11 protein-coding genes are annotated in these 12,528 nt (G+C 73.5%); 5 read left to right on the top strand and 6 right to left on the bottom strand.

Going from position 1 to position 12,528, the window contains the following annotated elements; translation table 11 throughout:
- Together LWC35_RS09595 and LWC35_RS09590 are read right to left on the bottom strand one after the other, a co-directional pair.
- Positions 1-1,686, bottom strand: a 1,686-nt coding sequence (locus LWC35_RS09595; RefSeq protein WP_232869691.1) for an Hsp70 family protein, incomplete at its 3' end; no start/stop codon positions are given.
- Between the two features lie 116 nt (positions 1,687-1,802).
- A complete protein-coding gene (locus LWC35_RS09590; protein WP_232869690.1) occupies positions 1,803-2,504 on the bottom strand; it encodes an IclR family transcriptional regulator in 702 nt (233 codons plus the stop codon).
- A 76-nt stretch (positions 2,505-2,580) separates the two neighbouring features.
- Between LWC35_RS09590 and leuC the strand changes: the two genes are divergently transcribed.
- From leuC to LWC35_RS09575, 3 genes are all read left to right on the top strand, one after another.
- The gene (gene leuC / locus LWC35_RS09585) at positions 2,581-4,023 is read left to right on the top strand and encodes a 3-isopropylmalate dehydratase large subunit (RefSeq protein ID WP_232869689.1); all 1,443 of its coding nucleotides are present in this window, start codon (positions 2,581-2,583) and stop codon (positions 4,021-4,023) included.
- Complete coding sequence (gene leuD, locus LWC35_RS09580; protein ID WP_232869688.1) at positions 4,023-4,613, top strand: 3-isopropylmalate dehydratase small subunit; 591 nt, start codon at positions 4,023-4,025, stop codon at positions 4,611-4,613. Before leuC ends, leuD begins: the two co-directional genes overlap by 1 nt.
- Before the next feature lie 149 nt (positions 4,614-4,762).
- Positions 4,763-5,338, top strand: coding sequence for an HU family DNA-binding protein (locus LWC35_RS09575; protein ID WP_232869687.1), 576 nt, complete (start codon positions 4,763-4,765; stop codon positions 5,336-5,338).
- Positions 5,339-5,544: 206 nt separating this feature from the next.
- On the opposite strand, the gene LWC35_RS09570 is transcribed toward LWC35_RS09575, so the two are convergent.
- From LWC35_RS09570 to cofC, 4 genes are all read right to left on the bottom strand, one after another.
- Positions 5,545-6,465, bottom strand: a complete 921-nt coding sequence (locus LWC35_RS09570; protein WP_232869686.1) for an NUDIX hydrolase — start codon at positions 6,463-6,465, stop codon at positions 5,545-5,547.
- 15 nt (positions 6,466-6,480) lie between these two features.
- Positions 6,481-8,835, bottom strand: coding sequence for an RNA degradosome polyphosphate kinase (locus LWC35_RS09565; protein WP_372463025.1), 2,355 nt, complete (start codon positions 8,833-8,835; stop codon positions 6,481-6,483).
- A 139-nt stretch (positions 8,836-8,974) separates the two neighbouring features.
- Positions 8,975-9,913, bottom strand: a complete 939-nt coding sequence (locus LWC35_RS09560; protein WP_232869697.1) for a slipin family protein — start codon at positions 9,911-9,913, stop codon at positions 8,975-8,977.
- A gap of 91 nt (positions 9,914-10,004) precedes the next feature.
- Positions 10,005-10,634, bottom strand: a complete 630-nt coding sequence (gene cofC, locus LWC35_RS09555; protein ID WP_232869684.1) for a 2-phospho-L-lactate guanylyltransferase — start codon at positions 10,632-10,634, stop codon at positions 10,005-10,007.
- A gap of 105 nt (positions 10,635-10,739) precedes the next feature.
- Here cofC and LWC35_RS09550 point away from each other — a divergent pair, with 105 nt between their 5' ends.
- Positions 10,740-11,498 carry a lysophospholipid acyltransferase family protein gene (locus LWC35_RS09550; RefSeq protein WP_232869683.1) on the top strand — a complete coding sequence of 253 codons (759 nt, stop codon included), beginning with the start codon at positions 10,740-10,742 and terminating at the stop codon, positions 11,496-11,498.
- Positions 11,495-12,502 (top strand): NAD(P)H-dependent glycerol-3-phosphate dehydrogenase, encoded by a 1,008-nt coding sequence (locus LWC35_RS09545; RefSeq protein WP_232869682.1) that lies wholly within the window; start codon positions 11,495-11,497, stop codon positions 12,500-12,502. The genes LWC35_RS09550 and LWC35_RS09545 overlap by 4 nt, the downstream gene beginning before the upstream one ends.
- Positions 12,503-12,528: the final 26 nt, after the last annotated feature.

The raw sequence follows: 12,528 nt of genomic DNA, 5'->3' as shown, positions 1-12,528 counted from the left end.
GCTGTCGATGCGGCCGCCCGCGTTGCCGACCGAGCTGCTGTCCGGCCACAGCGCGACCGTGGCGACCAGCGCCACCGCGGCGACCAGCCCACCCGCCCCGATCATGAGGAACGGGGAGCGGCCCTTGGCCGGCGGGGTGTCGTCGTACTCCGCGTAGGAGTCGAAGAGCCCGCCGCCCACCGCCGGCCGCGCCGGGGGCCCGTCGAGGCGGGTCGGTTCGCCGCTGGTCGGCAGCGCCTCGGTGACCGCCTCGGAGTTGGGGCCGGAGTAGAGGCCGTAGGTGGGGGCGGTGTACGGGTCCCCGCCCTGCGGCGGCATCGGCGGGGCGGACGGCCCGCCCCAGGCCTCCGTGGCGCCCGGCGCCCACTGCCCGGTGGCGGCGGGAGGCGCCCAGGCCGCGGTGCCCGCCAGCTGGGTGGGCGGTCCTCCGTCGGGCGCGACCGCTCCCTGCGTGCCGGTGAGACCTGCGGCCCCGAGCGCGCCGCCCACCGCCGGGTGCGTGCCCGTGGCGGCCAGGAGCGGCTGCGGGAGGAAGGCGAGCACCGCACCCTTGGCGATGGCGTTCTTCGGGTCGGTGTCGACGGCGACCGGCCGCCCGAGCTGCTCGGACACCAGCTGCGCGACGAGCGGGACCCGCGAGGACCCGCCGACCAGCAGGACGGCGGTGAGGTTCTCGGGGGCCGTGCCCGCGGACTCGACGGCCCGGCGCAGCGCGTCGACGGTCTCGGCGATCGACGGCCGGATGGCCTCCTCGAACTCGCTGCGGTGCAGCCGCACCGACCCGCGGTAGGCCGGCATGAGCACCGGGATGGTGACCTCGGTGTCGGCGGAGAGCGCCTCCTTGGCCTCGGTGCACTCGCGCCGCAGCCGGGCGACGGCCGCCAGCACGGCCGGGTCGGTCTCGTCGATGCCCTCGAACGCCTCGGGGGCGCCTTCGGCGACGTGGTCGAACACCACCTGGTCGAAGTCGACGCCGCCGAGGTGCTCCAGGCCCTCGGGGCGCCCGAGCAGGCCGAAGGGCGCGCTGATGGCCGCTCCGCCTGCGCTCCGCGGTGCGTCCTTGCGCACGACCGCCGCGTCGAACGTGCCGCCGCCGAGGTCGTAGACGGCGATCGTGGCGCCGGTCGGGACCCGCTCGCCCGCGGCGTAGTGCAGTGCGGCGGCCTGCGGCTCGGCGAGGAACGTCACGGCGAGGCCCTGCGCGTGCGCCGCGGCGGCCATGAGCTCCTGCTTGTGGGCGCCCCACGAGGCCGGGTGCGTGACGGCGATCCGGTCGGCCGGGCCGCCCTCCTGCACCGCGACCTTGTCCACGACCCAGCGCAGCAGCCGGGCCCACAGCTCCTCGGCGGACCAGGCCCGGCCGCCCACGACGATCGGGGTCGGGTCGCCCACGCGCCGCTTGAACTCGCGCACGACACGGTCGGGGTCGGTCACCGCCCGACGTTCGGCCGCCTCGCCGACGAGGGCCTCGCCGTCGGGACCCAGGAAGAGCACGGAGGGGACGTCGGTGGAGCGGTCGCCGAGCGACACCATCTCGGGCGACCCGGGCCGGTCGGCACGCGAGACCGCCGCGGCGGTCCTGGTCGTGCCCACGTCGACACCGAGCAGGTAGGTCATCGTCACCGTCTTCGGTCGGTCCTCGGCGCCGACGTGCTGGGGAGCGGGGCGCCCGTCCATTCTGTCCATCGACAGCGTGGAGGATCACGTTAGCGTCACGGACCGCCCGATCCGGGCACGGGCCGGTCGCGCTGCGCCACGCGGTGTCACCGGATCGGCCACCGGATCTCCGGGGGACGCCGGAGCTACAGGCGGTGTTGCAGCGCCTCCGCCGCGGCCAGCAGGTCCGCCGCCCACCGCACGCCGGGCCGCCGGCCGATCCGGTCGACCGGCCCGGACACCGAGACGGCCGCGACGACCTGGCCCTGCGCGTCGCGCACGGGCGCCGAGACACTGGCCACACCCGACTCCCGCTCGGCGACGCTCTGCGCCCACCCGCGCCGCCGGACGTCGACCAGCACCCGCTCGGTGAAGGTGGCGCCGGCGAGCACGGAGCGCTGGGTGGCCGGGTCGGACCAGGCGGCGAGGACCTTCGCGCCGGAGCCGGCGGTCATCGGCAGCCGGGTGCCGACGGGCACGGTGTCCCGCAGGCCGGACGCGGGCTCGGCGGTGGCGATGCAGATGCGGTGCATGCCGTCGCGCCGGTAGAGCTGCACGCTCTCGCCGGTGATGTCGCGCAGCCGCGGCAGCACCGCGCCGGCGGCCTCGAGCAGCGGGTCCGAGTGCCCGCCCGCGAGCTCGGCGAGGGTGGGGCCGGGCCGCCAGCGGCCGTCGGATCCCCGCTGCAGCAGGCCGTGCACCTCCAGCCCGACGGCCAAGCGGTGCGCGGTGGCGCGGGGCAGGCCGGTGGCCTCGCAGAGCTCGGAGAGCCCCATCGGCTCGTCCGCCGCTGCACGCAGCACCCCCACGGCCTTGTCGAGCACGCCGATGCCGCTAGACTGTCTCACGCCTCGATACTAGCTTCCCAGAATCTGGACAGTAAACACTGGGGAGCGGCCACCACCGGGGTTCGCGACACAACCGATGAAGGAGGCGGCAGCGGTGGGACGCACGCTGGCCGAGAAGGTCTGGGACCAGCACCTGGTCCGCAAGGGCGCGGAGAACGGTGCCGGGCAGGAGCCCGACCTGCTCTACATCGACCTGCACCTCGTGCACGAGGTGACGAGCCCGCAGGCGTTCGACGGCCTCCGGCTCGCGGGCCGGAAGGTCCGCCGCCCGGACCTCACCCTCGCCACCGAGGACCACAACGTCCCGACGCTCGACGTCCTCGCCCCGATCGCCGACCCCGTCTCGCGCACGCAGGTGGAGACCCTGCGCCGCAACTGCGAGGAGTTCGGCGTCCGGCTCTACCCGATGAACCACGCCGAGCAGGGCATCGTGCACGTCGTCGGGCCGCAGCTGGGGCTGACCCAGCCGGGCACCACGGTCGTCTGCGGCGACTCGCACACCTCCACGCACGGTGCGTTCGGCGCCATGGCGTTCGGCATCGGCACCTCCGAGGTGGAGCACGTGCTGGCCACCCAGACGCTGCCGCTCAAGCCGTTCAAGACCATGGCGATCAACGTCCACAGTGCGGACGGCCGGCTGCGCCCGGGCGTCACGAGCAAGGACGTCGTGCTGGCGATCATCGCCCAGATCGGCACCGGCGGCGGGCAGGGCTACGTGCTCGAGTACCGGGGCAACGTCATCGACAACCTCTCGATGGAGGCCCGGATGACGATCTGCAACATGTCGATCGAGGCCGGCGCCCGCGCGGGCATGATCGCCCCGGACGAGACCACCTTCGCCTACCTGAAGGGCCGCGACCACGCGCCGAAGGGCGCGCAGTGGGACGAGGCGGTGGCCGCCTGGCGCGAGCTGCGCACCGACCCCGACGCGGTGTTCGACGCCGAGGTGGACATCGACGCCGACGCGCTGACCCCGTTCGTCACCTGGGGCACCAACCCCGGCCAGGGCCTGCCGCTGGGCGAGAGCGTGCCGGACCCCGAGGTCATCGTCGACGAGAACGAGCGCGTCGCCGCCGAGAAGGCGCTGGCCTACATGGGTCTCGAGGCCGGGCAGCCGCTGCGGTCGATCAAGGTCGACACCGTGTTCGTCGGCTCCTGCACCAACGGCCGGATCGAGGACCTGCGGGCCGCCGCGGAGATCCTCGACGGCCGGCAGATCGCCGAGGGCGTGCGGATGCTGGTCGTGCCCGGCTCGATGCGGGTGCGCTTCCAGGCCGAGGAGGAGGGCCTGGACAAGGTCTTCACCGCCGCCGGCGCCGAGTGGCGGTCCGCGGGTTGCTCGATGTGCCTGGGCATGAACCCGGACCAGCTCGCGCCGGGCGAGCGCAGCGCGTCGACCTCCAACCGCAACTTCGAGGGCCGCCAGGGCAAGGGCGGCCGCACCCACCTGGTGTCCCCGCTGGTCGCCGCGGCGACCGCGGTGCGCGGCACCCTGAGCTCGCCGGAGGACCTGAGCTGATGGACAAGTTCTCGACCCACACCGGGATCGGCGTGCCGCTGCGCCGCTCCAACGTGGACACCGACCAGATCATCCCGGCCGTCTACCTCAAGCGCGTCACGCGCACCGGGTTCGAGGACGGGCTGTTCTCGGCCTGGCGCAACGACGAGTCGTTCATCCTCAACCAGGAGCCCTTCTCCCGCGGGTCGGTCCTGGTGGCGGGCCCGGACTTCGGCACCGGTTCCTCGCGCGAGCACGCCGTCTGGGCGCTGATGGACTACGGCTTCCGCGTCGTGATCTCGGCGCGCTTCGCCGACATCTTCCGCGGCAACTCGGCCAAGGCCGGGCTGGTCGCGGCGCAGGTCGAGCAGCCGGACGTCGAGCTGCTGTGGAAGCTGCTGGAGAACGAGCCGGGCACCGAGGTGACCGTCGACCTGCAGGAGAAGACGGTGCAGGCCAAGGACCTGACCGTGCCCTTCCAGATCGACGACTACATCCGCTGGCGCCTGCTGGAGGGGCTCGACGACATCGGCCTGACCCTCCGCCACGAGGACGCGATCGACGCCTTCGAGCGTTCCCGCCCCGCGCACAAGCCCGTCACCACGGCCTGACCCGGGGCCGAGGACGGCGCCGCCGTCGGTACTGCGGGTGACCACTGTGGTCACGCACGGTACCGGCGGCGGTTTTTCGTTGTGCCCCAAGGGCTCTTCGGCGGGAAGACCCTTGGCGAACGGCGCAGGAGGCTCTACCGTGCGGGGCCATGAACAAGACCCAGCTGGTGGACGCGCTGGCAGCACGCCTCGGTGACCGGCGCACCGCGGCGTCCGCAGTGGACGGAGTCCTGGACATCATCGTGGACACGGTCGGATCCGGCGGGTCGGTGACCCTCACCGGGTTCGGGGTGTTCGAGGCGCGGGCCCGGGCGGCGCGCGTGGCCCGCAACCCGAGGACCGGCGAGACGGTCCCGGTGCCGCCGACCACGGTCCCGGCCTTCCGCCCGGGCACCGCCTTCAAGACCACCGTGGCCGGCAACGACGGCGCCGCGGCCACCGCGAAGAAGGCCCCGGCCCGCGCCCCGCGTCCGGCGACCCGCGCGGCCCGCTCCTCGGGCTCGTTCGCCGCGGAGGAGGCCGTCGAGGCGCCGGCGCCGAGGAAGACCGCCCGCTCCACGGCCGCGAAGACGACCGCGACCAAGGCGAAGGCGGCCGAGAAGGCGCCGGTGAAGGCCGCCGCCAAGCCGGCCGCGAAGAAGACGGCGGCCAAGGAGGCGGTCAAGGAAGCGGCGGCCAAGGTCGTCAAGGACAAGCCGGCCAAGAAGACGAAGGCGAAGAAGTAGGTCCGTCCTCAGGGCCGCATCAGGGATCCACAACGCGCTCTGAGGCCGCTGATCAGCGCATTATGGTTCCATAACGCGTTCGGGAGCCGGGCCTGACAGCGTTATGGTTCCATAACGCGTTCGAGAGCCGGGCCTGACAGCATTATGGTGCCATAGCGCGTTCGAGCGCCGGGTCTGACAGCGTTATGGCTCCGTAGTGCGGGCAGTCAGGTGGGGCTGGGGTAGTAGTCGGCGGTCCGCAGGGCGCCGGTGGCGTCGGTCGCCAGCACCCAGGTGCTGCCCTTGCGCGACGGCACGGGGGTCTTCTCGGGGTCCGGCACGCCCGTGACCCGGGGGTCGAACTCGTCGAGCAGGGTCTCGACGACGTCGGGGATCACCCCGCCCTGGCTGCACAGCACCGTGAGGCCGGGGCGGGCGAGGAGCTCGCGGAAGCGGGCGAGCCCCGCCACAGGGTCCTGCCAGTAGCCCTCCTCGCCGAGCAGCGGCTCGCGCTCGATCTTCGCCCCGTGCGCGTCGGCGTACGGCGCGATGGTGTCGACGCAGCGGACCGGCAGCGCGGAGTGGAAGCGCTCCGGGGCGAACCGGCCGAGGAAGTCGACCAGGTGCTCGGCCTGCGTGCGCCCGACGCCGGAGAGCGGGCGCAGGTCGTCGTCGCCGTCCCAGTCCTTGCGGCTGCCCGCCTTGGCGTGCCGGACCACGAGCAGCACCGACGCCGGTTGCGTGAACCGCTCGAGGACCTCGACGTCGTGTGCGTAGGTCAGCTGTGCGGCCGCCTCGGCCGGCGGGAGCCAGACCAGCTCGTCGATCTCGTCGTTGGGTGTGAACTCGGTGCGCTCCAGGGCCTCGGCCGACCAGTACCGGACGAGCTTGCTGCCCTCGGGCACGGGGTAGCGGACGTCGCCGAGCCGGGCGCCGAGCCGGGCCCGCACGCCGGTCTCCTCCCAGGTCTCGCGCAGCGCACAGGCGGCGAGCGACTCGCCGTTGTCGAGCTTGCCCTTGGCCAGGCCCCAGTCGTCGTACTTGGGCCGGTGGACCAGTGCGACGAGCGGGCCGGCGTTGCCCGCGTGCCAGAGCACCGTGCCCGCGGCCAGGACGTCGGCCCCGAGCGCCGCGTACAGGTCAGACATCCGCGCGTCCGGCCCTCACTCGTCGACCTGCGACCGCGAGGCGTGCGCGATCATGAGCTCCGCCTGGTGGTCGCGCACCTTCTCCAGCTCGGTCCCCTTCGGCGGCGAGGGCTCCCACGTGCCGTCGCCCTCCAGCACCCAGCAGCGGGTGGCGGGGTCGAGGCAGGAGTCGAAGACGTCGCCGAGCTGCGCGGAGAGCTTCGGGTCGGCCACCCGCAGCAGCACCTCGACGCGCCGGTCGAGGTTGCGGTGCATCATGTCGGCGCTGCCGATCCAGTACTCGTCGGCCGAGCCGAAGTGGAAGATCCGCGAGTGCTCCAGGAAGCGCCCGAGGATCGACCGCACCTGGATGTTCTCGCTCAGCCCCGGCACGCCCGGGCGGATCGCGCAGATCCCGCGGACCACGATGTCGACCGGCACACCGGCCTGCGACGCCCGGTACAGCGCGTCGATCACCTGCTCGTCGACCAGGGAGTTGACCTTGATCCGGACGCGCGCGGTGCTGTCGCCGGCCCTGTGCGCCTCGATCTCGTCCTCGATGCGCCGGACGATCCCGCGCCGCACGCCGTAGGGCGCCACGAGCAGGCTGCGGTAGGACGTCTGCCGCGAGTAGCCGGTGAGCGAGTTGAACAGGTCGGTGAGGTCGGCGCCGATCGTCGGGTCGGCGGTGAGCACGCCGATGTCCTCGTAGAGCCGCGCGGTCTTGGGGTTGTAGTTGCCGGTGCCGATGTGGCAGTAGCGGCGGATGGTCGAGCCCTCCTGGCGCACCACCAGCGAGGTCTTGCAGTGCGTCTTGAGGCCGACCAGCCCGTAGACGACGTGCACGCCCGCCTTCTCCAGCTCGCGGGCCCAGCGGATGTTGGCCTGCTCGTCGAACCGCGCCTTGATCTCCACCAGCGCGACGACCTGCTTGCCGGCCGCGGCCGCGTCGATCAGGGCGTCGACGATCGGCGAGTCGCCCGACGTCCGGTACAGCGTCTGCTTGATCGCCAGCACGTTCGGGTCCGCCGCGGCCTGCTCGATGAAGCGCTGCACGCTCGTCGAGAAGGAGTCGTAGGGGTGGTGGACCATCACGTCGCCCTCGCGGAGCGTGGCGAACACGCTGCGCGGCATCTCCCGCTCGCCGAAGGCGGGGTGCGTGGCCGGGCGGAAGGGCTCGTCCTTGAGGTCGGGACGGTCCGTGCCGTAGACCTCCCACAGGCAGGTGAGGTCGAGCAGCCCGGGCACGGTGACGACGTCGCCGGGGTCGACGTCGAGCTCGCGCAGCAGCAGCTCCAGCACGTGCTCGCTCATGGTGTCGACGACCTCGAGCCGCACGGGCGGGCCGAAGCGGCGGCGGGCGAGCTCGCGCTCGAGGGCCTGCAGGAGATCCTCGTCGCGGTCCTCCTCGACCTCGAGGTCGGCGTTGCGGGTCACGCGGAAGGCGTGGACCTCCGCGACCTCCAGGCCCGGGAACAGCTCGCCGAGGTGGGCGCTGATGAGGTCCTCGATCGGCAGGAAGATGACGTCGCGGCCCGGCTTGCCCTCGTCGTCCTGCACCCGGACCAGGCGCGGGACGTTGTTCGGCACCTTGACCCGGGCGAAGCGCTCGGTGCGGCTGTCGGTGTCCCGCACCGTGACGGCCAGGTTGAGCGACAGGCCGGAGATGTACGGGAAGGGGTGCGCGGGGTCGACGGCCAGCGGCGTGAGGACCGGGAAGACCTGCGCGGCGAAGTAGTCCGACAGGCGCAGGCGCTGGGCGTCGGACAGGTCGCTCCAGCGGCGGATGTGGATGCCGTTCTGGTCGAGCTCGGGGCGGACCTCGTCGAGGAACACCCGGGCGTGCGCCTCGGAGAGCTGCTGGCTGCGCTCGGCGATCCGGGCGAGCTGCTCGCGCGGCGAGAGCCCGTCGGCGGAGCGCACGGCCAGGCCGGTCTCGTCGCGGCGCTTCAGCCCGGCGACCCGGACCATGTAGAACTCGTCGAGGTTGCTGGCGAAGATCGCGAGGAACTTCGCCCGCTCCAGCAGCGGCTGGCTGGTGTCCTCGGCCAGCGCCAGCACCCGGGCGTTGAAGTCCAGCCAGGAGAGCTCGCGGTTGAGGTAGCGGTCGTCGGGCAGCCCGCTCGGCGCGGCGACGGTGGTCGGCGCGGGCGGGCTGATCGGGGCGGCACCGGCCCCGTTGGCCGTGGTCGGGGCGGTGGCGGTGCTCGCGCTCGTCGGAACGGGAGCGGGGCCGGGCGCGACCGCCTCGACCTGGGCGCCTGCCCGCGAGGCGCGCACCGGTGTGGCCCGACGGCGCGGGGCCGGCTTCTTGGCAGCCGACCGGCGGCGGCCGTTGGTCCCGGCGGCGCCGGTCTCGGTGTTCTCGGGGCCCGTGCTCACCGGCGGGATTCTTCCTCACCTGCGGTCCGCGGGACCCGTCGGAGCGACCGACATCCGGGTGAACTCTGGGTCACGGCCGGGTCACGAATGGCGGTTGACCTGCGACGGCGGGGTGGGTTGTGCCGGAAATCGCAGCCGTCGCGGGTGCTCAGAGCCGGCCCGGCACGGTGACGGGGTGGTCGCCTCCCTCGTCCTGCTCGCCGAGGTCGGCGGGTGGCGGGCCGCTCCCGTTCCGCACCGGCGGCACCTCGCTCGACGGCGGCGGCGCCGGCACCTCGCTCGACGGCGGCGGCGCCGGCACCCCGCTCGACGGCGGCGGCGCCGGCACCTCACTCGACGGCGCGGGAGGCGTCGAGCGCTCCAGGAACCGCAGCAGCTCGACGGGGAAGGGCAGCACCAGGGTCGAGTTCTTCTCCGCCGCCACCTCGACGACGGTCTGCAGCAGCCGCAGCTGCAGCGCGGCGGGGTTGGTGGCCATCACCTGGGCCGCCTCGGCGAGCTGCTTCGACGCCTGCAGCTCACCCTCGGCCGTGATGACCCGGGACCGGCGCTCGCGCTCGGCCTCGGCCTGTCGCGACATCGAGCGCTTCATCGACTCCGGCAGCACCACGTCCTTGATCTCGACGCGGTCGATGTGCACCCCCCAGCCGACCGCCGGGTTGTCGATCATCAGCTCGAGGCCCTGGTTGAGCCGCTCGCGGTTGGAGAGCAGGTCGTCGAGCTCGCTCTTGCCGATGATCGAGCGCAGCGAGGCCTGCGCGACCTGCAGGATCGCCGAGCCGTAGTCCTGCACGTCGACGGCCACCCGCACGGGGTCGACCACGCGGTAGTAGACGACGGCGTCGACCCGGACGGTGACGTTGTCGCTGGTGATCCCGTCCTGGGCAGGGATCGGCAGGGTCACCACCTGCATGCTGACCTTCTGCATGCGGTCCGCGATCGGGATGAGCGTCGCGAGCCCGGGTCCTCTCGTCTGGGGCTGCAGCCGGCCGAACCGGAAGACCACCCCCCGCTCGAACTGCTGCACCACCCGGACACTGGTCGCGGCGCTCACCAGCACCAGGAAGCCGACGAGTACGAGAACCATCCAGAGAACGGTCATCACACGCCTCCTTGCGGGCCTCGAGTATCGACCCGCGCAGCCGCGCTCGCCAGTGCTGACCGGTGCTGACCAGGGCTTACCGGCAGACGAAGAGCCCCGCGGTCCGCGGCCCGACGCCGAGGGCGCAGGCCTCGCGGAGGTCGGCCTCGGTGTCGACGTCGCGGCGCAGGCCGGGTAGCTCGCCGCTCAGCGGAACCGCGCCCGACGCCTTGTGCGCGGCCGCCGATCCGGGCCCGAAGTGCGGGTCCAGCGGGGTGCCGGCGGGGGCGAGGAGGAGCGTGGTGCCGTCGCCCTGGGCGTCGGTGCAGAACGCCCGCGTGGCGGCGTGCTCGAGCGCCTCGTCGAGCTCCCCGGGTTTCAAGGCCGGCAGGTCGGCCTGCAGGGCGCCGTGGGCGAGGTCGCGGGGCAACGCCGCGGCGCCGTGCAGCAGGGCGGCGTTGAGACCGGCCGCGGGCTCGTCGCGGACGATCCGCACCCCTGTCCCGGCCAGCTCGCGCCCGACCGTCTCGTCGCTCGTCACGACGACGACCGCGGCCACCCGCTCGGCGGCCAGCACGGCGTCGAGGGTGTCCAGGGCGAGCGCGAGGGCGAGCTCGGCGTGCCGGGCCGGATCGCCCACCCCGCCGTCGGCGGCCCCGCGCAGCCGGGACTTGGCCGCGTCGAGCCCCTTGACGGGCACGACCAGACCCACTTCGCGGCTGCTCACCACTCCATCGTTCCACTCGCGCAGGGTGTCGGTGGACCGCGCCCGGGCGGGCAGGGAAGGATCGACCTCGATCGACCTCGATCGACGAGGAGGAGAGGGGCACCGGTGGCGCGCGAGAAGGGCGGGTTCTGGGTCAACTTCGCGGCGGCGTTCTTCTATCCGCTGTCGTACCTGACCGGGAGCCCGCACTACGAGGGCCGGCAGCACCTGCCCGCCGAGGGCGGCGCGCTCGTCGTCGCGAACCACATCTCGTACCTGGACCCGGTGTACACGGCGCTCTGGGTGCACACCGCCCGGCGGGTGCCGCGGTTCCTGGCCAAGGCGAGCCTGTGGAAGATCCCGGTGTTCGGCAAGGTGTTGGTCGGCACGGGGCAGATCCCGGTCTACCGGGACTCGGCCGACGCCCAGCAGAGCCTGCGCGCCGGCGTCGAGGGCCTGGCGGACGGCAAGGTCGTGGTGATCTACCCGGAAGGCACGATCACGCGGGACCCCGACGGCTGGCCGATGCACTCGCGCACGGGCGCGGCCCGGCTGGCGCTGTCGTCGGAGGTGCCGGTGGTGCCGCTGGTGCACTGGGGTACCCGTGAGGTGTACGACCACTACAACAAGAAGTTCCGGCCGCTGCCGCGGACGCGGATCACGGTGCGGGCGGGTGACCCGATCGACCTGTCCGCGTACCGGGGCCGGCCGATCGACGCGACGATCCTCCGCGAGGTGACCGAGCTGTTCATGACCCGCTGCAAGGAGCTGCTCGCCGAGGTCCGGGACGAGACACCGCCGCCGGGCTTCCACCGCCGGGCCTCCGACGGCCGCGCCGCCGGGGCCACGACCCCGGAGGTCGAGCGGAACGGCGACCCGGCGTGACGGGGCTCGCGAGGATCGCGGTCCTCGGCGCCGGCTCGTGGGGGACGGCGTTCGCCAAGGTCGTCGCCGACGCCGGGCGCCAGGTCGTGCTGTGGGCGCGGCGGCCCGAGGTGGCCGCGGCGATCCGCGACGACCACGAGAACGCCGACTACCTGCCGGGCGTCCGGCTGCCCGAGAACCTCTCCGCGACGTCCAACGCCGCGGCCGCGCTCGACGGCGTCGACGCCGTCGTCCTCGCCGTGCCGTCACAGACACTGCGCGCGAACCTGGCGGACTGGAAGCCGCTGCTCCCGCCCGGGCGCACGCTGGTGAGCCTGGCCAAGGGCGTCGAGCTGGGGACGCTCAAGCGGATGAGCGAGGTGGTCGCGGAGGTGGCGGCCGTGCCGCCGGACCAGATCGCCGTCGTCTCGGGGCCGAACCTGGCGCGGGAGATCGCGCAGGGGGAGCCGACGGCCACGGTGATCGCCTGCTCGGACCACGAGCGCGCGGTCGAGCTGCAGGCCGCGACGTCGAACGACTACTTCCGCTCCTACACCAACACGGACGTCATCGGCTGCGAGCTGGGCGGCGCGGGCAAGAACGTGATCGCGCTGGCCGTCGGGATCGCGGCGGGGATGGGGCTGGGCGACAACAGCCGCGCGTCGCTCATCACCCGCGGCCTGGCCGAGACCGCCCGCCTGGGCCAGGAGCTGGGCGCGGACCCGTTGACCTTCGCCGGGCTCGCCGGGCTCGGCGACCTGGTGGCGACGTGCTCGTCGCCGCTCTCCCGCAACCGCACCTTCGGCGAGCACCTCGGCCGCGGCGAGACCCTCGCCCAGGCGGAGGCCGCCAACCACGGCCAGGTCGCCGAGGGCGTGAAATCGTGCGTGTCGATCTGCGAGCTCGGGGAACGGCACGGGGTGGAACTGCCGATCGCCGACGCCGTGCGGCGGGTGTGCCACGAGGGCTACTCCGCCACCGCCATGGCGAAGGAACTGATCTCGCGGGCGCCGAAGCCCGAGTGAGTCGGGAGCGCCGGTGGGCGTTCGGC

The sequence above is a fragment of the Pseudonocardia kujensis genome (genome assembly GCF_021283305.1).
Lineage (GTDB): Bacteria > Actinomycetota > Actinomycetes > Mycobacteriales > Pseudonocardiaceae > Pseudonocardia > Pseudonocardia kujensis.
This window is presented reverse-complemented; position numbering and strand designations above follow the sequence as displayed.